Source organism: Mucilaginibacter sp. P4_E8 (assembly GCF_056401495.1).
Genome location: NZ_JBFUJG010000011.1, coordinates 70,647 through 94,042, shown reverse-complemented (window position 1 = coordinate 94,042; position 23,396 = coordinate 70,647). Strand labels below are relative to the sequence as shown.

The 23,396-nt window shown below is 44.8% G+C and carries 16 protein-coding genes; 10 read left to right on the top strand and 6 right to left on the bottom strand.

All coding sequences use genetic code 11. From position 1 onward, the window contains the following. Window positions 1-445: 445 nt before the first annotated feature. Window positions 446-1,972 (bottom strand): gluconokinase, encoded by a 1,527-nt coding sequence (locus AC1DRQ_RS07100; RefSeq protein WP_477423195.1) that lies wholly within the window; start codon window positions 1,970-1,972, stop codon window positions 446-448. Continuing rightward, on the bottom strand, window positions 1,969-2,937 hold the full coding sequence (locus AC1DRQ_RS07095) for a helix-turn-helix domain-containing protein (protein ID WP_477423193.1): 969 nt from the start codon (window positions 2,935-2,937) through the stop codon (window positions 1,969-1,971). The genes AC1DRQ_RS07100 and AC1DRQ_RS07095 overlap by 4 nt, the downstream gene beginning before the upstream one ends. 179 nt (window positions 2,938-3,116) lie before the next feature. Between AC1DRQ_RS07095 and AC1DRQ_RS07090 the strand changes: the two genes are divergently transcribed. The 10 genes from AC1DRQ_RS07090 to AC1DRQ_RS07045 all read left to right on the top strand — a co-directional run bounded on the left by AC1DRQ_RS07090 (window position 3,117) and on the right by AC1DRQ_RS07045 (window position 18,380). Further along, a complete protein-coding gene (locus AC1DRQ_RS07090) occupies window positions 3,117-4,073 on the top strand; it encodes an RraA family protein (RefSeq protein ID WP_477423192.1) in 957 nt (318 codons plus the stop codon). Between the two features lie 25 nt (window positions 4,074-4,098). After that, window positions 4,099-5,382 carry a mandelate racemase/muconate lactonizing enzyme family protein gene (locus tag AC1DRQ_RS07085; RefSeq protein ID WP_477423191.1) on the top strand — a complete coding sequence of 428 codons (1,284 nt, stop codon included), beginning with the start codon at window positions 4,099-4,101 and terminating at the stop codon, window positions 5,380-5,382. Between the two features lie 13 nt (window positions 5,383-5,395). Next, window positions 5,396-6,517 carry a bile acid:sodium symporter family protein gene (locus AC1DRQ_RS07080; RefSeq protein WP_477423190.1) on the top strand — a complete coding sequence of 374 codons (1,122 nt, stop codon included), beginning with the start codon at window positions 5,396-5,398 and terminating at the stop codon, window positions 6,515-6,517. A 170-nt stretch (window positions 6,518-6,687) separates the two neighbouring features. Further along, window positions 6,688-7,524 (top strand): fumarylacetoacetate hydrolase family protein, encoded by an 837-nt coding sequence (locus tag AC1DRQ_RS07075; RefSeq protein WP_477423189.1) that lies wholly within the window; start codon window positions 6,688-6,690, stop codon window positions 7,522-7,524. Continuing rightward, window positions 7,524-7,718: a hypothetical protein gene (locus tag AC1DRQ_RS07070; RefSeq protein WP_477423187.1), complete on the top strand. Its 195-nt coding sequence runs from the start codon at window positions 7,524-7,526 to the stop codon at window positions 7,716-7,718. Before AC1DRQ_RS07075 ends, AC1DRQ_RS07070 begins: the two co-directional genes overlap by 1 nt. Before the next feature lie 18 nt (window positions 7,719-7,736). Beyond that, window positions 7,737-9,452, top strand: coding sequence for an IlvD/Edd family dehydratase (locus AC1DRQ_RS07065; protein ID WP_477423186.1), 1,716 nt, complete (start codon window positions 7,737-7,739; stop codon window positions 9,450-9,452). Between the two features lie 17 nt (window positions 9,453-9,469). Next, window positions 9,470-10,786 carry a gluconate:H+ symporter gene (locus AC1DRQ_RS07060; protein ID WP_477423184.1) on the top strand — a complete coding sequence of 439 codons (1,317 nt, stop codon included), beginning with the start codon at window positions 9,470-9,472 and terminating at the stop codon, window positions 10,784-10,786. A gap of 189 nt (window positions 10,787-10,975) precedes the next feature. Beyond that, window positions 10,976-14,134 (top strand): SusC/RagA family TonB-linked outer membrane protein, encoded by a 3,159-nt coding sequence (locus AC1DRQ_RS07055; RefSeq protein WP_477423182.1) that lies wholly within the window; start codon window positions 10,976-10,978, stop codon window positions 14,132-14,134. Window positions 14,135-14,146: 12 nt separating this feature from the next. Next, window positions 14,147-15,655, top strand: a complete 1,509-nt coding sequence (locus AC1DRQ_RS07050) for a SusD/RagB family nutrient-binding outer membrane lipoprotein (protein ID WP_477423181.1) — start codon at window positions 14,147-14,149, stop codon at window positions 15,653-15,655. Window positions 15,656-16,019: 364 nt separating this feature from the next. Beyond that, complete coding sequence (locus tag AC1DRQ_RS07045) at window positions 16,020-18,380, top strand: beta-L-arabinofuranosidase domain-containing protein (RefSeq protein WP_477423179.1); 2,361 nt, start codon at window positions 16,020-16,022, stop codon at window positions 18,378-18,380. Between the two features lie 279 nt (window positions 18,381-18,659). Here AC1DRQ_RS07045 and AC1DRQ_RS07040 read toward each other — a convergent pair whose 3' ends face one another. The 4 genes from AC1DRQ_RS07040 to AC1DRQ_RS07025 form a co-directional block, all read right to left on the bottom strand. Then, a complete protein-coding gene (locus AC1DRQ_RS07040; protein ID WP_477423177.1) occupies window positions 18,660-20,357 on the bottom strand; it encodes a cellulase family glycosylhydrolase in 1,698 nt (565 codons plus the stop codon). A gap of 580 nt (window positions 20,358-20,937) precedes the next feature. Beyond that, a complete protein-coding gene (locus tag AC1DRQ_RS07035; protein ID WP_477423175.1) occupies window positions 20,938-21,801 on the bottom strand; it encodes a sialate O-acetylesterase in 864 nt (287 codons plus the stop codon). Window positions 21,802-22,027: 226 nt separating this feature from the next. Beyond that, on the bottom strand, window positions 22,028-23,041 hold the full coding sequence (locus AC1DRQ_RS07030; protein ID WP_477423173.1) for a zinc-binding alcohol dehydrogenase family protein: 1,014 nt from the start codon (window positions 23,039-23,041) through the stop codon (window positions 22,028-22,030). 11 nt (window positions 23,042-23,052) lie between these two features. Further along, window positions 23,053-23,388 carry an L-rhamnose mutarotase gene (locus tag AC1DRQ_RS07025; RefSeq protein ID WP_477423172.1) on the bottom strand — a complete coding sequence of 112 codons (336 nt, stop codon included), beginning with the start codon at window positions 23,386-23,388 and terminating at the stop codon, window positions 23,053-23,055. Between the last annotated feature and the right edge of the window lie 8 nt (window positions 23,389-23,396).

Genomic DNA, 23,396 nt, shown 5'->3' with positions numbered 1-23,396 from the left:
GTGGCTGATTAAGAGGAATAAGAGTTCTTATTATACATGCTGTTAAAATGTTGTGGAAATGCTTCAACATTGTTTTGTTCTTGCAGCTATTTACGAGTATTATCAGGGAACCCGGTTGTGCTTGTACTGATGACCGGAAGCGATTGCCATGGAGTGGGAAAACAAGCACATCCCGGCAATAATTAACGGCCGGTATGGCGAACAGACCGCGGGTGCAGACATAGCCCTTAAGAAATGGAACGAGCAGGAAGGAAGTTAATACTGCGCACCGGACGGTATAAGGTTGGTTGGCCAAAATTCAAAAGATAGTGCCCTTCAGGGAAAAGTTTTTATACCATAAACGAGTGCGGTTTTACATCTTGAAAGCAGATTGTCGTGTTCCAGCCATCCGTCAAGGGTAGTGCATGATTGGCCCTGTTATTGTTACCATCTCGAGACACTATGTTTATTGACTATACCGTTGTTGCAGATCAGAAATAACATCAAATTCATCAGCCACTTTTGTTATCAAACTTTCAAATACTTTAAAGTATTGGGCATATACCTGGTGGTTTTCGGCGTTGGGTAAGTAGGTTTGGTGCATGGTCACCGTTTTTGAGGCTTCCTCTAAAGAAGGATAAATGCCCATCTCGGTCGCGCTTAACAGGAATGCACCCTTGCCTATACTGTCGCCATGGCTAAGCGTGCTTACCGGCTTGTTAAATATATCTGCAATGATTTGCGTGCAAAATGGTATAGAAGCAAAACTACCATTGATAGACAGACCTTCGATATGACGGTGCTTTTCCAGTGTGCGGCCAATGCTGTACATCTCGTATAAAATCCCCTCTATGGTGGCCCTGATAAAGTGTTTGCGTTCGTGCCTGATATTTATGCCAAAATAACATCCCCTTGAATTTGGGTTCCAAATAGGGGCCCGTTCACCATGCAAAAATGGAAGGAAAATTAAGCCCCCCGAACCAACTTCTACGCTTGCAGCTTCCTCTATCAGCATTTCCATTGATTGGTCAACATCAAAAGCTTTTCGAAAATCGCCAAATTGTTTGGTAAACCAATTGAATATTACCCCGCCGTTACTTGTTGGCCCGCCGGTAATGATATGCTTCTCTGTAAGCAGGTAGTTGAAAATTTGCTGTTGGGGGTCTTCTATTATTTTATCGCCTATTATCCGGAATGCGCCGCTATCTTCAATGGTGATCGTAGCCATACAGTTTTCCCATACACCGGCACCCAGGGTGGCCAGACAGCCATCGCTGGATCCTATCAGGATTTTAACCGTCGGTAACAATTTTAAAACCCTTTGATATTCTTTTTTTAGCACTACGCCCGAATAGAAAACAGGATGCAGATCGGGTAGCTCCTCCGGTGTGATCCCGGCAAACTCCAGTGCAGCCTGGTCCCAGGCCAAATTATGGATATTCATTAGCCCGGTTGCAGAGGCAATACTGTAATCTATCACACATGCACCGGTCAGCTGTTGAATGATATAGGTTTTTATGGGCATAAATTTCCTGGCCAGTCTGAATTTCTCAGGTTCGTGGTTTTTCATCCAGGCAATTTTTATCAACGACGACATCGGGTGGATAGGTGTTCCGGTGGCTTTATAAATCTCCTCGCCCAGGCTGCTTTGTTTAAGTTCAGCCGCCTCTTTTTTGCCCCTGTTATCTGCCCAGGTAATCGCGTTGCCTAATGGTATACCATCTTTATCCACTGCCAGCAAACTATGCATAGATGAGCCAAAGCAAATACAGGTCACGGTATATTTTTTAGGGTATATCTGCTCAATGAGCAGATTTTTCAAAATATAGAGCATGGTAATAAACATTTGCTCCGGATCCTGCTCGCTATGGTCGGGCTGCTCATGAAAGGTTGGGTAATGCCCCTTTGACGAACTGATTAAATTGCCGGAAAGATCAAAGGCGAAAACCCGTACAGCGGCCGTGCCCATTTCTATGATGATGATACAATTCATGATGTATGTTGATGATCTGGTGTTTTATTTTTCCTGAACTCGCTTGGGGTGTACCCCGTAAGTCTTTTAAAGGTTGTGGAGAAATGCTGCGACGAATAAAAGCCGGTGTTCAGCGCTATGTCGGTAACATTTACCTGGTTTTTTTTCAGCAGTTTGGTTGCTTCGGTTATCCTGATATTGATTAAATAATTCAAGGGCGAAAAGCCGGAATAGTTTTTTACCTTTTCGGTGAAGGCGGTAGTACCCATACCGATCAGTGCAGCCATTTCTTCCACCGTCCATTGATGGGCAAGATTTTGCCGCAATGTTTGCTCCAGCTTTAAGAATGTTTGAGGGAAGTCTCTTCTGGAATTGTTTTGCCGGATCAATTGCCGGCTGATCAACACAAAAAGTTCATCGAGCAACTGGTTTACACGCGTGTAAAAGCCTACTTCCTCGTTTTGTAATTCCAACTGTAGGTTTTGCATTAATGTGTGCGCTTCTTTTAGTTTTAAAACAAGCTGTTGCTTATTTACCATCAAAATTTGGTTAATAGATAATTTTTCCTTTTTGGTGAGCCCGCTCCATTTGCCAGGCAAAAGCTTTCCGCAATCTTCGGTAGAAATTTTTATCCAAAATAAAGTACCTATATTTAATATTCCGCTTTCCCCGCCAATGCGTTGCCCGGGCAATACTATTGCAAAATCACCAGGGTATAAGGTATGGTCTTGTGAATCAATTATCCAGGTAAATTTCCCTTCTAAAATATAGTACAGGCAAATGCAGTCCGTAACGTTACTGTTAAAGGAGTTAAGTTGGATAGTGCTGTTCTTTTTGTGGGCAAACTCCAGAATATGCGGAAAATGCACAAGTTCTTTCGATGCTCCCTGCTGAAGTATCAATTGATTCATCCAGGATAATAATTGGTATACGTTGCTGCCATCTCTGTACTGCCACGGGTATCCGGGAACCCAAATGATACCCATAAAAAGCAAGTTTACATAATATAAAATGAAGATTTGTATAAAAACCATCACTGTTTTTTAATGGTATTTTCCCGGTTTAATATTATCATACTTTGTATATATTATAAACAGTTCCAATAAAAACCAAAGCCACTAATTAGCCGGGCCCCCACCCTGTAGCAGTGTGTGTAGTAAAATGTATGATGATAAAATGGTGTCTTCTTTCCCGTACTGCAGGTATTGCATTGCTGCAATGCTGTTTATTTTTTTGTAATGCTTTTGCCCAGCAAATTTCCAGGGACGAGTTGATATTCCTGACTCCGGAGTGGAAAGGCGAACGCTTTGCCGATGGTCGTCCCAGGGTATCGGATGCTATTTTGGCCCGGATGAAGCAGGTAAGTATTGAAGAAGCCTGGGCCGTTTTGAAAAATTCCGGCTATGGCTATCAGCTAACCGAGAACTGGTTGGTAATAAACCCGGATAGCGTTCTGGTAGGCCGCGCTGTAACCGCAATTTTTATGCCTGCACGCCCTGATGTATGGAAAGCGATCGACGACAGGGGAAAAAAAGAGGGCAGAAAAGGACAAAATACCTGGCCCGTAGACCTGCTGGTAAAAGGCGATGTGTACGTGGCAGATCAGTTCGGCGCCCACAAAAACGGACCTACCATTGGTGATAACGTGGGTAATGCTATCTACGCAAAAACCGGTAACGGTATAGTTTATAATGGTGCAGTAAGGGATCTGCGCGGATTAAAAGAGATTGGCGGCTTTACATCCTTTGTAGAAAGCTACGACCCATCGTACCATAATCCCCCGGGCGATCTGAATACCATGATTGTCGGCATTAATCAGCCTACAAGGATAAAGCAGGTCACTGTTATGCCGGGGGATGTGGTACTGGGAGAGAATGGCGTAGTTATATTCATTCCGCCGCACCTGGCCGAGAAAGTGGTAATTACCTCTGAAGTGGTGAGGTTAAGGGATATGTTTGGTCACCTGCGTTTAAAAGAAGGCAAATACACTGCCGGGCAAATAGATGCCCGCTGGAGCGCCAATATCGAAAAAGATTTTTCGGCGTGGCTGAATGAGCACATCAATGAATTGCCGGTACCCAAAGCGCAAATACAGAACATCCTTAAAAACCGGACCTGGTAAATTAATCTATCACTAAATATAAAATATGTCAAACCATCAAAACAGGCGTAGTTTTCTTTCGAAAGCTGCGGTAGCTGGTGCAGCTATGCTGGCAGCACCATTAAATAAAACATTTGGGCAGGGGTTGATCGATGCGAAAGACCGTACATCGCGGGCATCATCTCCATCTGACCTTAAAATTACGGAAGTCAAGTGCGCTTATGCCGGCGGCGGGCTTTTTGTGAAAATATACACCAATCAGGGTATCTGGGGTTCAGGCGAAGGTGTTGATGCCATAGCTGGCACTTATTACCTGGTGAAACGGCTGGAGAGGATGTTGAAAGGCCGAAGCCCGTTAAATCCAAACAGAATAGCCGAGGAGATCAGAAAAGCGAATTTTTTTGCCGGCGCGCAATCCGGTATGTTTGTTGCGGTGCTTACCGCGGTGGAGGCTGCCCTTTGGGACCTTACAGGCAAGGCATTGGGTGTGCCTGTATACCAGTTATTAGGTGGTAAATACCGCGATAAATGCCGTGTTTACTGCGATACAGAATTATACACAGCCACAAACCCTAAACCCGAAGATTATGCAAAGGCTGCCAGAGGCGCGATTGACCGCGGATACACGGCTGTGAAATTTGATATAGACGATGCCCGCGACCCGAATAAGTTTGATCGTTATAACTGGACCGCCAGCAACGCCGAACTGGACAGGATGTATAATGCTATTGCCGCCGTCAGAAAAGAAGCAGGGCCAAACATTGATGTATGCGTGGATATGCACGGCAGGTACGATGCCACAACCGGCCGCCGGGTTGCAAAAATGATGGAGCCTCTGAATTTAATGTGGCTGGAAGAACCTATACCTGCAGATAATATTGATGTATATAAAACAATAACTCAGGAAACAAGTACACCAATTTGCGCCGGGGAGAATTTTTACTTGGCCTATGGTTATACCAGGCTGCTTTCAGAAGCCGGGATCGATATTGTGATGCCCGATCTTCAAAAATGTGGAGGGTTGGGCGAAGGGCAACGGATAGCTAACCTTGCCAACTTATATTACGTGCCGTTTTCGCCGCATATGGTAGGATCTTTCCTGGGCGCTATGGCAACTGCACATGTTTGTGCCTCAGTACCCAATTTCCATATCATGGAGTGGCAAACACTGAGCGACACCGAACCCAAATGGAAGGAAATAGTGGAATACGATAAGCCATTTATCGAGAAAGGCTTTCTGGTATTATCTGATAAACCCGGAGTGGGTGTTGAGATCAACGAGGAAGGATTGAAGAAGTACGCAATGCCAGGAGTGCCTTTTTTTGCTTGATCAACTGCCAGGTATGAACATTTTTTTCAAAGCCACAACCACACTGACTATCGCTGCATTTGCCGCTGTACTCATCATGTTTTCTAAAGGTTTGTCGCATACAGGGCCTTATGTGCTTGCATTTTTTGTACTGTTTGCTATAAGCCTGTGTGCTTCCTCGAAAACCAAAAGTTTTGCCTATACGGCACTAATTTTCGGAGCGGCCGCCATGGCGCTTTATTATCCGGCGTTTTTTATCAGTTATGGTAATTTCAAATACGCCACGCTTATTATCCCGCTTATACAGCTTATCATGTTTGGTATGGGTACTTCCATGCATTATCACGATTTCCTCGGCGTGTTAAAATCGCCCAGGGGAATAATCATAGGAGTAGTGAGTCATTTTATGATTATGCCCTTACTTGGTTATAGTATAGCGACGCTTAGCGTGAAGTTAACCGGAATGCCTGCCGAAATAGCAGCCGGCATTGTACTGATAGGCTGTTGCCCAAATGGTATGGCATCTAACGTAATATCCTATCTGGCGAAGGCAAACCTCGCATTATCTGTTACTATAACCAGTATTTCCACTATGCTTTCACCGGTATTAACACCCTTTTTAATGAATTTACTTGTCGGGCCGCTCATTAAGATAGACCCCTGGCTGATGGTGGCAGATATTTTTAAAATGGTCATGATACCCATTGCTTTGGGTTTGCTATTATCCTCGGTGGCTAAGGGGCGTGCCAGCGGGCTAAAAAGAATAATGCCTTTACTATCAATGGGCGGCATTATCTGTATCATCATTATTATTACAGCCGCCGGCAGGGAAAGCTTACTTAAAGTTGGTCTGCTGTTGGCCGTATTGGTACTGTTGCATAATATTGGCGGCTATTTACTTGGTTTTTGGTCAGCAAAAGCGTTTGGGATGGAAGAACGGGACTGCCGCACCATTGCTATAGAAGTGGGGATGCAAAACGGCGGTATGGCCGCGGGGCTTGCCAAAGGGATGGGCAAAATAGCTACGCTTGGCCTGGCGCCGGTCATCTTTTCAACTTTTATGAATATTACCGGCTCATTATTGGCCTCTTACTGGCATAAAAAAACACCTGCCGTTGCCCCTGAGGCTACTTTGCAAGGTTCAGCCGGGCAGTGAAGCGGCGCGGGGTTTTGCCCAAAGTTTTTTGTGCAAAAATCAACGCTGCGTTTTTTTAGAAGATAAAGCAATTTGATTTAGCATTCTTTGTACATAACCAACTAACCGATCTAACACATTTTTTGATAATGAAAAACTACCGCACAAACGCGGAATAGTAATAAATAGCTATGCATATATTTAAGACCAACGATAAAATTATTGTGAAATACGCCGGCTTGCTTTACAGTTCACCGGATTGGAGCTGGGACAGTTTTATAAACCGGGAAGTATTGCACCGCGAGGTTTTAAACGACATCCAAAATATCACAGCCGACTCTTTGCTGGCTCATGATTTGGAACAGTTATGCGCCCCTATTGCCAATCAGGAAATATGGGCATCAGGTGTCACCTATATGCGCAGCAAAGATGCCCGCATGGAAGAGTCTAAAGATGCTGGTGGAGGCGATTTCTATGCGAGGGTTTACAGCGCAAAACGTCCTGAGCTTTTTTTTAAATCTTCAGCATATCGTGCAGTTGGGTCTGGCGGTACTGTTCGTATCCGGAAAGATTCGGAATGGAACGTTCCTGAACCGGAATTGGTATTATTCCTTTGCAGCGCAGGTACCATTGAGGGGTATATGATAGGCAATGATATGTCCTCAAGAGATATCGAAGGAGAAAACCCTTTATATCTTCCCCAGGCGAAATCATACGACGGTGCAGCAGCGGTTGGTCCATGTCTTTATGTGCCGGCCACACCCATTTCTCCGGATACCGAAATTCAAATTGAAATATGGAGAGGTGATGTTAAAGTGTTTGTTGATGCCATATTGATCAGCAGGATGAAGCGCACCCACAAGGAACTTGCCCATTATCTTTTTATGGAGATGTCATTCCCTGCAGGTGTATACCTCATGACCGGCACCGGTATCGTACCGCCTGATTCGTTTACACTTAACTATGGCGACGTGATACATATTACTATAAGTAACATAGGCACACTTACAAATCAGGTAGGGAAATAATGAGTAAGAACTTTGAAGGCAAGCAATTGATAGATAGCCAATGTATCACGTCGGGTACCGAATACTTTTATGCGGTGAACCGCGCTTCAGGTGAGGAGCCTGGTTCCCATTTTTTTAATGCTTCGGTGGCAGATATTGATATGGCTGCTGCTGCAGCTAAACGGCGATTTCACCAGAGTATCCATATAAGTTAAATAATAAAAGAAAATAAAATGTCAAAGTTCAGAAGTTCTGATTGGTTTGGGAAAACAGGTAAAATGGGGTTTTTATACAGGAGCTGGATGAAAAACCAGGGTATGCCTGCCGATCTTTTTGACGGAAGACCGGTCATCGGTATTTGTAACACATGGTCGGAACTAACGCCTTGTAATGCCCATTTGCGTGACCTGGCCGAAGCTGTTAAACACGGGGTTTATGAGGCCGGCGGTTTCCCGGTGGAGTTCCCTATCATGTCGTTGGGCGAAACTTTGCTTAAACCTACCGCTATGCTTTTCAGGAACCTGGCCAGTATGGATGCTGAGGAATCGATGCGTGGCAATCCGATAGACGGGGTTGTATTGCTGACCGGCTGCGACAAAACTACGCCCTCTACCATGATGGGAGCTGCTAGCGTAGGGCTGCCGACTATTGTAGTTCCTGGTGGGCCGATGTTGAACGGTAAATACCGGGGCGTTGATATCGGATCGGGCACGGCAGTATGGAAGTTGACTGATGACCTCAAAACCGGTAAAATAACCAATGACGAATACCTTGCGGCCGAAAGCTGTATGTCGAGAAGCGCAGGCCATTGTATGACGATGGGTACCGCCTCTACTATGGCTTGTATGGTCGAGTCGCTTGGTATGTGCCTTTCACAGGCCGCAGCCACCCCGGCGGTTGATTCAAGGAAAAAAGTGCTGGCGCAGCTATCAGGCAGGCGTATTGTAGAAATGGTGAAAGAAGGATTAACGATATCCACCATACTCACCCGTGCCGCATTCGAAAACGCTATTAAAGTAAATGCGGCAATTGGCGGTTCTACCAATTTCATTATACATCTAACGGCAATTGCCGGGCGTGTTGGCGTAGACCTGTGCCTGGACGATTTCGACAGGCTGGGTAGCAAAATACCCTTGTTACTCAATCTGATGCCTTCCGGGAAATACCTGATGGAAGACTTTTACTATGCGGGCGGGTTGCCTGTTATATTGAAAGAACTGAGTAATGAACTGGCTATGGACGCGATAACCGTAACCGGTAAATCGCACGCAGAAAACATAAAAGATGATGGTATATGCTACAATAATGAGGTTATTGCAGGCTATGGTAACCCCATCATCCGAGAGGGGGGTATAGCCGTTTTGAAAGGTAACCTGGCTGTTAATGGCGCGGTTATCAAGCCTTCGGCAGCAACGCCATCACTGATGCAGCATACGGGCCGTGCGGTGGTTTTTGAAACCATTGAAGATTATCACGCCAGGGTTGATGAGCCTCAGCTTGATATTGATGAGACCTGTGTGATGGTGCTGAAAAACGTTGGTCCGGTAGGGTATCCCGGCATGCCCGAAGTTGGCAACATGGTGCTGCCGAAAAAACTGCTGGATAAAGGTATTACGGATATGGTAAGGATATCCGACGGACGGATGAGCGGCACCGCGTACGGTACCGTTGTGCTCCATGTATCACCGGAATCTGCCATCGGTGGTAACCTGGCACTTGTGGAAAACGGGGACCTGATATGCCTCGATGTACCGGCGAGAAGAATAGACCTGCTTGTAGATGAGGTTGAACTGGAAAGACGGCGGCTGTTATGGAAAAAGCCAGCTTATCATACAGACAGGGGCTACGTATCTATGTACCAGCGCCATGTGCAGCAGGCCGATAAAGGGGCAGACCTCGATTTTCTTGTGGGGAATTCCGGATCTGTTGTAACCCGCGATTCGCATTAATTTAAACTGGGGATAGCATGACAATACTTGTACTGATCTTTTGTATTTTACTGCTTGTGGCGCTGATCACATGGGCAAAGGTGAATGCCTTTCTTGCCTTTCTTATCGTAACATTGCTGGCAGGACTCTTCTTAGGTATGCCATTTGCCACAGTTATTACATCGATAAATAAAGGGTTAGGCGATACATTGGGATCAGTAGCCATCATTATTGTATTGGGGGCTATGCTGGGCAAACTGGTTGCAGAAAGCGGTGCCGCTCAGCGCATAGCTCATTTCATGCACGATTTGTTTGGTGCTAAATATGTAACCTATGCCATGGCTATAACCGGCTTTATTGTGGGTATCCCATTGTATTATAATGTAGGATTCATACTGTTGGTGCCCATCATTTTTTCGGTTGCCTCCAGCTACCGTTTACCGCTGTTGTATGTGGGTATGCCCATGCTTACCGCCTTATCGGTGATGCACGGCTTTTTACCTCCCCATCCTTCGCCAATGACGCTCATCAGCGTCTTTCATGCAGATATTGTTAAAACATTTAGCTATGGGCTAATAATCGCTATTCCTGCTATAATTATAGCAGGACCAGTGTTTTCGACTACCCTCAAAAAAATAGGACCGAACGGTTTGCAATTTGCCAAGAGTTCTGCCGCCTTGCCGGCTCATGAGTTACCGGGTATTGTTAACAGCATACTGTCATCTCTTTTACCGGTTGTACTGATTTGCCTTGCCCATTTGCTGTCTGCGTTTTTTGGGCAGACTCCCTTTATAAAAACCTTAGCATCATGGCTCGCCGAACCTATTATTGCCATGCTGCTCACCTTAATTATAAGCACCTATACGCTTGGCCTGCAAAAAAGCAGGCCATTAGCAAAAATAATGGATGGTTATGTGTGTGCAGTAAAAGATATAGCAATGGTGTTGATCATTATTGGCAGCGCGGGCGCACTGAAGCAAATATTTGTAGATAGCCGCCTAAGCGATGTGCTGGCCGGTATGCTGATTAGTAGCACCATGCATCCCCTGTTGTTTGCATGGCTGGCGACAGCTTGTTTGCGGCTTTGCCTCGGCTCAGCCACAGTGGCTGGCGTAACTGCCGCAGGAGTGTTGTTTCCAATCGCGCATCATGCAGGCGTTAACACCAATTTGCTGGTGTTGGCTATCGGGGCGGGTAGCCTGTTTGGCTCGCATGTAAACGATACGGCTTTTTGGTTATGCAAAGAATATTTCAGGTTATCGGTTAAGGAAACACTCCGCTCATGGACGGTAATGGAAAGCCTGGTATCTGTAATAGGGCTTGCAGGCGTCTTATTGTTAGATTGTTTACTATAAATAAAATAGACCTATACCCATCAATGTATATAATCAATTTTAAACCAAAACCCCTGCGTAAATGAAAAAAAAGCTACACTAAAACCGGAAAACGGCACACAAAGTGCCGCCTCGAAAAACTCTTTCGCAATTACCAATTTTGAGAAAGAGGTTAAATGAAGATTTATCAATTGAATTAAACCTAAAATCATGGAAAAAGAAATCAAAGCATCTGGGATGATGTTGTCCATTACAATAAGTGTTCTTTTTACACTTATATTTGTGGCGGATGTACAGGCGGGGAAAGCCGTCAGCGCCAGAACCCGCATCGACGTGAGCGTACAAACAGTTACCGGTAAAGTGCTCGACGAAAAAGGCAGCCCGCTTACTGGCGTTAGCGTAAGCGAAAAAGGGACTAAAAACGGTGTTATGACTGACGCAAGCGGTAATTACAGGATACAGGTATCCTCGGATAACGCGGTGTTATTATTCAGCTACGTGGGATACCAATCCAAAACCGAGGCCCTCAACGGTCGCGTTACCCTGAATGTTGTGCTGGAGCCAAAATCAAACGCCCTAAGTGAGATAATCGTAACGGCCTTAGGTATAAAGCGCGAATCAAAAAAATTAGGTTACGCGGCAGAAAATGTACGCGTGGGCGAGATAACGACCAACCGTTCTACAAACTTTGTTAACTCACTTGAGGGAAAGGTTGCAGGTTTGGATATTTCCCCGCCTGCAAGCGGCCCCGGCGGTAGCACCAAGATCAGGTTGCGCGGGCAGTCTGCGTTCCAGGGCGATAATGCGCCGTTGATTGTATTAAACGGCCTTCCTTTATCGCAAAGCCCGTCGAGCACCAACGGTTACACCCAGTCAGTGGATCTGGGCGATAATATGCAGCAGATAAATCCCGACGACATTGAGTCGATGACCGTATTAAAAGGAGCCACGGCTGCGGCACTTTACGGTTCAAGGGCAAGCAACGGTGCGTTAATTATCACTACTAAAAGCGGCAATAAAAATACTGGTATAGGTATTGAGTTTACCTCCAACTTTACCCAAAACCAGGCACTTGACTTTACCGACTTTCAATATGAATATGGACAGGGCGAAAATAACGTACGCCCCAAAACGCAGGGCGAGGCACAAAGTTCAGGTGCCTGGAGTTTTGGGGAAAAATTTGATAATGCACCTACCTATCAGTTTGATGGCGTACAACGTCCGTATGCGCCGGAAAGAAACCGGATCAACAAATTCTTCAGACTTGCCAATGCGTGGACGAATACCATCGCGTTCTCCGGAGGTAATGAAAAAGGCAGCTTCAGATTCTCTTATTCGAACCAGGATGCACAGGGTATAGTACCTAACAACGATTATCATAAAAAAATATTCAACCTGGGCTTGAATTATAACTTTACCCCTAAGTTGTCCGCACAGATCTATGTGAATTATGACCACGAGAATAACAACAATCCGCCGGTAATTGGTATTCAGGGATCATCGGTTACCAATTATATCTACCGTTATTCTAACTCGGTTAGTTTGGATGTATTAAAAGCAGCTGCGGTTGATGCTAACGGCAACGAAACCCCTACATCTCGTTTCACTACCCTTACCAACCCCTATTGGATCATGAACAAGCAATTCACAAGGCAAACCAGAGACCACCTTTTAGGTACTGCAACCCTGCGTTACCAGTTTTTTGATTGGCTTTACCTGCAGGGCCGTGTGAATATGGAATATAGCACTTCGTTTTACGAACAAAACGCGCCAACAGGCACCCTGGCAAATGCTGCTGCGCCCGTTGGCCTTTATAACGGTAGTTATAACTCAAATGACAATACTTACCGCGCTCTAAATGCTGACTTTTTATTAGGAGGTGGCCATAAATGGGGAGCATTTTCTTTTGATGCTACTGTGGGAGGAAATACTTTCCCTTCGTCATCGCAGGGATATACCGTTACCGCAACCAACTTTTATGTCAGAGATTTTTATACCCTTGGAAATGGGGTAACCAACACCTCGGCCTATGCATTGTCCAAATCAACGGTCAACTCGCTTTATGGAACTGCCGAGTTTGGATATAAATCCTATTTGTTTTTAAATGTAACCGGCCGTAACGATTGGTTCTCTGTGTTAAGCCCCGAACATAATCATTATTTTTATCCCTCTGTAAGCGGCAGTTTTGTTTTTTCGGAATTTTTAAAGAATCCGCCTTCATGGCTCTCTTTTGGAAAAATCAGGGCGACTTATGCTAATGTGGGTAGTGCAAACGGTATTAACCCTTATAGCAATTCGCTTACTTTCACGATTTCACAAAACGCGTTCAACGGCGTTCCGCTTGGGAGTATCAGCAATGTCACTACGCCAAATCAGGCAATCAAACCTTACAGCGTAAAAGAGAAAGAGATTGGCCTGGAATTGCGAATGTTCAACAGCCGGGTGAATCTGGATGTAGCCGCATATGATAAGCACACCACAAACCAGATCCTAAGTGTGGCTATTTCCAATGCATCAGGCTATACCGGTACAATTGTAAACCTCGGCGAGTTGCAAAACCGCGGTATGGAATTCTTGCTGGAGTTAATACCCGTCAGAAAAGCGAATTTTACCTGGCGTTCAGCGTTTAATACTGCCATAAATTCTTCTAAAGTATTAGCCCTGGCTAACGGTCAAAATCAACTAACCCTGGGTGCAGGAGAATTCTTTGGTTCCATTGTTGACCAGGTAGGCCTTCCGTTAAACCAGATACAGGGTTCGACTTACCGCAGAGACGCCAACGGGAAGATCATTGTATCAGGCGGTAAGCCAGTGGCAAGTACATCGCCCGCGCTTTTTGGAAGCGCATTGCCTAAAGCTACAGGTGGTTGGGTAAATACATTTACTTATAAAAGGTTTACCCTGATGACACACATCGATTACAAGGTTGGCGGTAAGATATTATCAAGCTCAAACCTTAACTTTCTGAGAGAGGGTTTATCTAAAGAATCGCTGGTTGGCAGGGAAGGCGGTGTTAAGTTTGATGGGGTAAATGCCGATGGCACACCTAACACCACGGCCGTGAACGCTGAGGATTTTTATGCCAATTATCGTTCACAGGGTATCCTGGACCCCTTTATTTATAAATCGGACTTCATCAAGTTAAGAAACGTTTCTGTTAGCTACGATTTTTCAAAGATGGTGAAAGCTAAGTTTATCAAAGGGCTTGTGCTTTCTGCTGTTTGCCACAACGTGCTGATCATCAAAAAGTATACACCTAATATCGATCCGGAAGCAATCTCTTCAAGTGGTGATATTTTAACCGGGTACGAGCAAAGTTCACTGCCTACAACGCGCACTTATGGATTTAACCTTAATGTCAAATTTTAAAAGAGTACGATCATGAAAAATTATATAAAGATCATAATATGTGCTGCCTGCCTGTGTTCTGCCGCAGGTTGTGATAAAGGGTTCAAAGAGTTAAATGTTAACCCAAACAACACGACCAGTCTTGACCCAATGTTCTTGTTTTCCAACGCGGAGCTTTTAACATATTCATCGTTAATGGAAACCGAAGCAACCGTTGTTCAGCAGTTTATCGACCCTTTCGGTGGTGTTACCTCTGCGTTTAACTTCAACGTGTTAAATCAAACATATACCGTAATGCGGTGGAATAATGCATATCCAAACAGCATAAAATTCCTGGAGCATATCTTATCGGAAACCAGGAGTGATGCGGCCCGCGCCAACCTGTACAATGAAGCCAGAATATGGAGGGCGTACAATTATATGATGTTGGTAGATACTTATGGAGATGTACCTTATACCCAAGCCGGACAAGCTTATCTGAACTCGGTTTTTTTGCCCAAATATGATAAGCAACAGGAAATTTATAATGATTTGGTGAAGGAACTTACTGCAGCAACGGCGGCTTTAGACGCCGCCAGGGATGTTGTAAAGGGAGATGTTTTTTTTGCAGGAGATATTTCGCAATGGAAACGGCTGGGCTATTCGCTGTTGTTGCGTATCGGGATGCGCTATTCTAAATTAGATGCAGGCAAGGCAAAAACAATTGTGCAGGCAGCTGTTGCCGGAGGCGTAATGCAATCTAACGCCGATAATTGTTACCTTAAATATAACAATACGTACCCTAACCCTGTTACACAGCAAATTCAACAGTTAACCAACACTTATTATCTCGCCGAGCCATTTATAACACAATTAAAATCTACCGGCGATCCGAGGCTGAAGTATATCTCAGCAATGTATGCCGACCCTGGAAAAGCATTATCCCTTCCTCCGGATACAGCATCTGCCAACCAGTTTGGTTTGCCTATAGGTTATGATAGCGGTACGCTGCCAACGGCGCCGGGATTTCGCGGCGTGAGTGGTTCAGGGTTCAAATATTCGCAGGTCAATTACAGCGTATTTGGTAAAGTAACCGCGCCACAATATTTTGTAACATATGCCCAAACGCAACTGTTACTGGCCGAGGCTGCTTTCAGGGGATATATCAGCGGTACAGCAAGTACTTATTATAATAATGGTGTAAAAGCGGCTATGGATCAATTTGCCAGTTATGATGCTGCTGTCATCAGCAGTGATGCACAAAATGCCTATTTGAATAACCCGGTCAATGCATATGCTGATGCCAACGCTTTGAAACTAATTAATACCCAGTATTGGATAACTTCGTTTGGAAACGGTGCAGAAGCATGGGCCAATTTCAGAAGAAGCGGCTTTCCGGCATTATCGCCCAATACATATCCCGGCAAGCAAATAAAAGGGAACTTTGTACGCAGGTATACTTACCCGCAAACAGAGTCGGCTATTAATGCCGATAACTATAGGGCGGCTGTAGCCAGTATAGGCGCAGACGACTTAGATACTCCTGTTTTTTGGGATAAATAAATACTCCCGGTTGATATGCCTTAATACCCCGGTACTGATTAATGCCGGGGTATTATACGTTAATCTCTATAAAGGCGATTCTGATGATTGTAACAACCCGTGTTCCGATTTAAGCTTGAGTGAACATTTGTTATAGAAGTATCAACATTGGTGGTTTATAGGCCTATCCCATTATTTTATATTTGCCTGTTATAAATCATAAGCGTATGTTTTGTAATTAATCGTATATATATAAAGATGTTATGTACTGCTGCCTTGTTGGGTGGAGTACTAATTGGGGAATAGGGCCACGTTAATAAAATTGCCATTGAGCTGCAGTTTTATAACCCTGAAAGTTTTGTGGGCTTGAAATATAAAACTATACATGAAAAATAATACTATAGGAACCATTAAAATACTTGCCGTTTTAATGCTATCGGGGTCATCACTGTATGCCCAACAAAGCAAAATGCAATTATTTAAGTTAAGCGATGTGCGGTTACTGGAAAGCCCGTTTAAGCAAGCGGAACAGGTGGACTTAAATTATATTTTGAAAATGGCGCCCGACAGGCTGCTGGCTCCATATCTGCGCGAAGCCGGGCTTGAGCCTAAAGCTAAAAGTTATCCCAATTGGGAAAATTCAGGTCTGGATGGCCATACCGGCGGGCACTATTTAACCGCCCTTGCCCAAATGTATGCATCGGCCGGCAACATGGAATGTAAGCGCCGACTGGATTATATGATAGATGAACTGGCCCGCTGCCAGGAAAACGACAGGAACGGTTATGTGGGTGGCGTTCCGGGAGGTAACAAAATGTGGGCGCAGGTAAAAACCGGCGACTTCAGCGACTTTAATAAAAAATGGGTGCCCTGGTACAATTTGCACAAGCTATACGCCGGTTTACGGGATACCTATTTGCTGGGAGGCAATGCCAAGGCGAAAGTGGTTTTTATTAAACTATGCGATTGGGCCGATGACGAAGTAGCCGGGCTGAGCACTGATCAGATGCAGCGTATGCTCGAAACCGAGCATGGCGGTATGAATGAAGTTTTCGCAGATGCCTATGCCATTACCGGTGATAAAAAATACCTGACACTTGCCGGGAAATTTTCGCAAAAAGCTATACTAACGCCGTTGGAGCAACACGAGGACAAACTGAGCGGATTGCATGCCAACACGCAGATACCCAAGGTTATTGGCTTTGAGCGCATAGCCGAACTGGGTAATGATACCAGCTACAGCTCCGCGGCCAAATTCTTTTGGAATACCGTGGTAAACAAGCGTACCATATCTATTGGCGGCAACAGCGTGCGCGAGCACTTTAACCCGGTTGATAATTTTGCTACCATGTTAGAGTCGGAGCAGGGACCCGAAACCTGCAACAGCAATAATATGCTTAAACTGAGTAAAATGCTGTTTGTTGATGATACCCAACTTACTTACATAGATTTTTATGAGCGTTTGCTGTATAACCATATCCTGTCGTCGCAGCACCCGGTAACCGGCGGCTTTGTTTATTTTACGCCAATACACCCGCAGCATTACCGCGTTTATTCAACAGCGGACCAAAGCTTCTGGTGCTGCGTAGGCACAGGTATGGAGAACCATGGAAAGTATGGCGAAATGATTTATTCGCATAAAGGCGCCGATCTGTATGTTAATCTTTTCATTCCGTCTGTACTCCACTGGAAAGAGAAAGGTATCGAGGTGACGCAGCACACCAGGTTCCCGGAAGCCGAGAATACCGCCCTGTTGCTTAAATTAAACCGTCCGGGTAAATTTGCCATCTATATCCGCAAGCCCGAATGGCTAAAGTCCCGAGGCTTTAGCGTTACTATAAACAACCGGTCTGTTACATTCAGCGAGAGTGCTGAAGGTTATGTGAAGCTCGTGCGTGTCTGGAAGACAGGCGACCGCATAGGGGTCTCATTGCCGATGAAGAACTATGTGGAGTACCTTCCGGATAACTCGGCCTGGGTATCATTTCTGCATGGGCCTATCGTACTGGCCGCGCCAACAGATACCACTAAACTTATCGGCTTAATTGCAGGCGATAGCCGCTGGGGCCACATTGCAGGAGGTCCGCTCTATCCGCTGCCAACCTCGCCATTGCTGGTCTGCAACAGCAGGGATCTTAGTACGGCAATTAAAGCGGTTACCGGCGACGCGCCTTTAACATATCAGATAAGTGATCTGGTTGTCCAACCAAATTTTAAAAGTCTTAAACTGATTCCATTCTATAAAGTGCATGACAGCCGCTACATGTTGTATTGGCCGGTAGCGAAACCCGATAGCATACAACAAAAAGAGCAGGAACTGGCCTTGCTTGACGAGCGTTATATAAAAATGGCCGCCCGCTCGGTCGATGCGGTAGCGCCTGGTGAGCAGCAGCCAGAGAACGACCATGGCATGATTGCCCAAAAATCCGAAACCGGCATATTCAGAAATATGCACTGGCGCAGCTCGGCCGGCTTCTTCAGCTACCGCCTGCGTACAAATCCTGCTGTTAAAAGCCTGGGCATAACTTATTATGGCAAGGAAAGCAGCCGGGAGTTTGATATCTACCTAAACGATGTTAAGCTTACACAGGTTTCGTTTGATGGCACAGGGCCGGATGCCTTTATAATCAAGGAATATACGATACCTGAACGTGTCAATACCGGTGCAAGTACCATAGTGGTGAAGTTCGTAGCTACCCCAGGTAATAAGACCGCCGCTATTTACGACGTACGCCTGATGCGCTAAAGCGAAGAGACCAGGCATCCAACTTTAAGTCCGTTAGTTCACACGCGCGGGTCAGCCTGGACAGCTTGTTCCCGGGCCATACAGTGGAAAACGAAAAAGGCCTTCAGCAAATACAAATGCACCGCCTGTTTAATCCCTTATTTCGGACTATTTTGGTTCAACTAGCTTCAGCCATCAGCATCTAACATTAAGAAAATCTCTAACACCTCATTTAAAACAGAGGCATTAGAGATTTTTGGCAATTGGTGAAATAACTTAATTGATTTCTTTGTATTTATCTTATATTTTCACAAATCCCCATTGCTGATTACGGCTTCCGGAGTAAGTCCATTGATCAAGTGCACCGCCGTTATTGAGCGAAGATGCTGCAACATCTAATACCTTTCCGCTATTTGCGTTGGTAATTTTATAATATCCGTTGTCGGTTACCTGAATTGACCATTTTTGATTTGTACCGCCGTTGTAATCCCATAAATCTACCTGCTCGCCATTGCCGGTGTTCCAGCCATACATTTCCAAACACTTCCCGGTAGCGTGCATAGGAGTTAATCTATAATAACCTCCTCCGGCGTCTTCCACTTTAAACTGTTGATTGGCTCCAGCCAGATAATCCCATTGATCAGCCAATGTCTGATTGGCAGTACCCCAGCCAGCGAACTCCAAAGCTTTAAAGCTGTATCTGTTATAAATCTGGTAAACTTGTCCAATCTGGATGGTTGAGGATGTACCGTTTTGCGCGCCTTGTACCACCGCGGCTAAACCTTGCTGGTCGGCAACTCCGTTAGTTTGCCTGTTAATAATTCTGAATGCATTATTTCCCTGTGAGCCATCATCAAAATAAAATGGGCGCAAGCCGTATTGCAATGCCTGGTGTGTGATATAATTAATATAGTATGCCCTGCTTGCTTCATGCAATGTTAATGCATCCCCCGAAAGCGTTTGTAGCCTACGGATCGCTCCATATTCTCCCAATATAACCGGAATACCCTTATCAATGAACTTTGTCTTCATCAGCGGAAACTCTGCAGGGGCGTCCGACTCTTCACCCCAGGTGGCATTTCGTGAACCATCGGTTGTAGAATGATATCCGCTGCCCCAATAATAAAACATATTGCCCCAACTTGCATCCGCGCTTAAACCGGCAAAATTAAAGGGCGTGTAATAGTGTACTTCAACCATCATGCGATTGGATGCCGGATCTGTGGGAAGGGTATTCATCAAAGTGTTTGAGTAATCAATGCTTGTAGAGGGCCCCTGGATAAGCAGCACCCGGTAGCTGTTGTGTCCACCGGTTGATCTTACCGCGTTAACAAACGTTTGATGATAAGAAAGCAGCACCCCCATCCCTGTAGCATCTGATACAGCAGGTTCATTCGCGCTGGCAAAGATCAAATGTTCATCAAAACCACGCATTTGAGTAGCTATTTGCTCCCAAAAGGCCTTTTGTTTGGCATTAACGGCAGCCTGTGCGCTGGTGGTACAATTGTTCTCCAGCCATCCGCCATCCCAGTGTATATTTAATATCACATACAAACCGTCGTTAACGCAGTATTGAACAACCTGCTTCACCCTGTCGAGCCATGCCTGCTGAATTTGCGCTGTGTTGCTGTCCGCATACTGGTCCCATGAACAAGGAATACGAACTGCGGTGAAACCGCTTTTTTTAACCTGATCGATAAGTGCCTGGGTCACCGTAGGATTACCCCATGCTGTTTCGCCGCCTGTTGCCTCCAATGTGTTACCGATATTCCATCCTAACTGGAATTTCGCAGCGAGCTGAGTCGCCGTACTGCTTACTCCCGTTTGGTCAGGTGCAAGTGGTGATGTGTTGTAACTCGGATAACTGGTAGCGGTCAACGTTTTAGTACTTGTTTTGGCAAGCGGCTTAACGCCTTGATCAACAATCCCTGCCTTTTTGCAGCTTGTCAATGCGATGATTGTAAAAATGCATAAAAAATGATTTAAGTTTCTTTTCATAAGAATTGGTTAAATTGACGATACAGTCGTCGTTAATAATTGGTTAATTGCATGTGAAGTGTTAGATAAACAGGTAAGATGAAGGTCACATTAGCTTTAAGGTTTACATAGATAAGGTTATGGGTATTTTTGTTTATAACTGCCTGCAGCCAACGGGGTATTAAAAAGATTAATAATATGGCAGTTGTCATACCGCGTAAGGCAGAGTCTAACATTAGTTTCATTTTTCGATAAGATAAAACAGGCCTGGACCGGTTTATTTGTTTAATTGGTTAAATCTTGTTTTTCCGAAGTAAAAGGGCAATTAATAAAAACAAATACACTCTAAAAGTCAACAAAAACACCACCGTTGGAATAACAGTATATTTTAGTTTGCAATATTTTATTTGGTACCAGGTTTATTAATTGAGTAGTAAATTACAGAAGAAATAATTGAATGAAGAGGGGCTCAAAAGTTAGAAAATAGGGCGCTAAATGTTAAATTATCAGAAAAAACATGGGGTCTGTAAGGATTTTTGAGCGAAACCGATTTGATTGGGGAGCTATGTTGTTAAAGTACTGGTTAAGCTGATGACGGCATTTATAAATGCTGATTCATTTTATAAGCCATTCTTAATCCAAGTTCCCATGTACCGGAGGTGCCAAAATGAATGATATCATTTGGATATGGGGTATTGGGATCGTTCGAGCGCAAACTCAGGTCATCTGTATCGACCACATAGACCTTCCTTGTAGACAGGCCAGTTTCGGCATCCTCATCGAGATCATGCTCTGCCTGTCTAACTTCCTCGATATCTTTGCCGTGGTTGGGCGGAGGATAAACATAACCATAAACGAAAACCATATTGCGGACATGCAGCTGTTTTCTGACCCTGCCGATTAAATGTTTCAGGTTTTGTCCGTAATTTCCACTGATCGCTCCGCCCTTATCCGCATCTGACTCACCCTGCTGCCAAAGCATCCCTTTTATGACGGGATGATAACCCCTTTTGCGCAAACTGTCCAGTCCAGCGTTTACTGTATGGATGAACTCCTTGTATTGAACGCCCTGGGCTAAAGTATCCTTATTGTTTTTCGCCGGGTTCCAATCGCTGAATAAATTGGTACCGGAATGGGCGTGCTTGATAATTGCAATGCTGGTTGTAGGTCTTAGTCGCTTTAAGGCTGTTCCGAAACTCAGCTCCGGTCCAAAGCGGTCGGGTGATTCCGATGCCTGGTGGAGCGGTTGCCAGGTATAAGGCGGGAGGCCGGAATTGAGATGCGGCAGTCCTGAATGGAAGAGAAGTACCTGCTTATCAGCAACCATCGTATCAGACAGATTAGCCATATAGCCCTGGCCGGTGGCGTTTGATTGCCCGCCAATCAGATAAACCTCTATTCTTTTTTGAGCAGAAACTTGATTGTAGGTTAGAATTAGAAAAAAGAAGAATAGTAGCCACTTCATAAAAGGACAATAAAGAGATGCCAGATATAGGAATTGATCAGTGTAAGCTCTTGTGTGCCATACCCACCGGATTCTGGATTTTTCATCATGATCATATTTTTAATTCACTGCATCTTTAATTTAAGTGCAAAAGCGTATTTATCTATAATGCACATTATCGTAACAAGCCTTAACCTTACCGAAAAAGCGGTTTATCAAAAGCTTCTAATAATTACAGAGTACCCCGCTACACCTCTATCATAGCTTTGATTACGCCATTTGCGGGATCGAGCCAGCTTTCAAACTCATTCGTGACCTTATCAAATTGTACGCGGTGAGTGATATAATTAGCCGGTTGCACCAAGCCTTTTTTCATGGATTCAATAACATGTTCAAAATCTTCGCGGGTAGCATTGCGGCTGCTCATTAGTGTTGCCTCACGCTTATGAAACTCCGGATGACTCAAACTGATATCTCCTTTCTGTAAACCCACCAGTACATATCTGGCTCCATGAGCCATGTATTGAAATGCGCTATTAATGGCTTTCAAGCTACCGGTGGCATCTATCACTACTCCGGGCATATCGCCATGGGTTATTGTGATCAACCGCTCCAATACATCTTCGGTCGATACATTGATAAGATGATCAACCTTTAACCTGTCACTGCAAAAATCAAGTCGCGTAGCATTTAAATCCATTGCAATGACCTTTCCACCTGCGATACGGGCAAATTCCATTATACCGAGGCCTATGGGGCCGGCCCCTATGACCAATACATATTCACCGGGCTTTACATCCGCCCGCCTGATACTATGCGCGCCTATAGCCAGGGGCTCAACTAAAGCCAGCTCGTCATAGCTTAAACCATCACCATGTACAAGTGAATAGGTTGGTACGTTCAGGTATTCGGTCATTCCGCCATCTACATGAACGCCACAAACGTTAATTTTAGCACAGCAGTTGGGCTTTCCCGATCTGCAGGCAATACAAATACCACAGTTAAAGTACGGGATGAAGGTAACGATCTCGCCTTTTTTAAAACCAGGTGCCCCGTTCGGCTCCACCAACTCCCCTGAAAGTTCATGTCCCAGGATGCGGGGATAATTAAAATAGGGCTGTGTGCCTTCAAAGGCATGCAAGTCCGTACCGCAAACACCTATTCTCCTGATCTTGATTTGGGCATGTCCCTCTTTTATTTCAGGTCTTTCCTTTTCTTTAAAAACCAATTTGCCCGGTTCTTCACAAACTATTGATTGCATATGATTTATGGTTAAAGCTGAAAAATCTGTTCCATAACCACCCATTTCTCTCCTTCTTTTGCCCAGGGCATGGGTTGTTGGAATTTCCACATTAATTGTTCCCATTCTTGTACTCTTGGATTAAGCGCATCCATCGCTTCTTTTTTTTTGGGCTCATAATTATCGCTTGTTTCCATGATCATAAACAAGCGGTTGCCTGTACGATAGATCTGCATATCTAAAATTGCTGCATCCAGTATGCTTTTGCGTATTTCCGGCCAGCTATTTTCAGTCTTATGCCAATGTTCATATTCTGCTATCAATTGCGGATCATCCTTTAAATCAAGGGCCAAACAGTATCTTTTCATAGTGATAT

What these genes read in the sequence shown, in the direction of transcription:
- AC1DRQ_RS07100 (WP_477423195.1), bottom strand. Translation starts at nt 1,972, where the DNA reads ATGAATTGTATCATCATCATAGAAATGGGCACGGCCGCTGTACGGGTT.
- AC1DRQ_RS07095 (WP_477423193.1), bottom strand. Translation starts at nt 2,937, where the DNA reads ATGGGTATCATTTGGGTTCCCGGATACCCGTGGCAGTACAGAGATGGC.
- AC1DRQ_RS07090 (WP_477423192.1), top strand. Translation starts at nt 3,117, where the DNA reads ATGATGATAAAATGGTGTCTTCTTTCCCGTACTGCAGGTATTGCATTG.
- AC1DRQ_RS07085 (WP_477423191.1), top strand. Translation starts at nt 4,099, where the DNA reads ATGTCAAACCATCAAAACAGGCGTAGTTTTCTTTCGAAAGCTGCGGTA.
- AC1DRQ_RS07080 (WP_477423190.1), top strand. Translation starts at nt 5,396, where the DNA reads ATGAACATTTTTTTCAAAGCCACAACCACACTGACTATCGCTGCATTT.
- AC1DRQ_RS07075 (WP_477423189.1), top strand. Translation starts at nt 6,688, where the DNA reads ATGCATATATTTAAGACCAACGATAAAATTATTGTGAAATACGCCGGC.
- AC1DRQ_RS07070 (WP_477423187.1), top strand. Translation starts at nt 7,524, where the DNA reads ATGAGTAAGAACTTTGAAGGCAAGCAATTGATAGATAGCCAATGTATC.
- AC1DRQ_RS07065 (WP_477423186.1), top strand. Translation starts at nt 7,737, where the DNA reads ATGTCAAAGTTCAGAAGTTCTGATTGGTTTGGGAAAACAGGTAAAATG.
- AC1DRQ_RS07060 (WP_477423184.1), top strand. Translation starts at nt 9,470, where the DNA reads ATGACAATACTTGTACTGATCTTTTGTATTTTACTGCTTGTGGCGCTG.
- AC1DRQ_RS07055 (WP_477423182.1), top strand. Translation starts at nt 10,976, where the DNA reads ATGGAAAAAGAAATCAAAGCATCTGGGATGATGTTGTCCATTACAATA.
- AC1DRQ_RS07050 (WP_477423181.1), top strand. Translation starts at nt 14,147, where the DNA reads ATGAAAAATTATATAAAGATCATAATATGTGCTGCCTGCCTGTGTTCT.
- AC1DRQ_RS07045 (WP_477423179.1), top strand. Translation starts at nt 16,020, where the DNA reads ATGAAAAATAATACTATAGGAACCATTAAAATACTTGCCGTTTTAATG.
- AC1DRQ_RS07040 (WP_477423177.1), bottom strand. Translation starts at nt 20,357, where the DNA reads ATGAAAAGAAACTTAAATCATTTTTTATGCATTTTTACAATCATCGCA.
- AC1DRQ_RS07035 (WP_477423175.1), bottom strand. Translation starts at nt 21,801, where the DNA reads ATGAAGTGGCTACTATTCTTCTTTTTTCTAATTCTAACCTACAATCAA.
- AC1DRQ_RS07030 (WP_477423173.1), bottom strand. Translation starts at nt 23,041, where the DNA reads ATGCAATCAATAGTTTGTGAAGAACCGGGCAAATTGGTTTTTAAAGAA.
- AC1DRQ_RS07025 (WP_477423172.1), bottom strand. Translation starts at nt 23,388, where the DNA reads ATGAAAAGATACTGTTTGGCCCTTGATTTAAAGGATGATCCGCAATTG.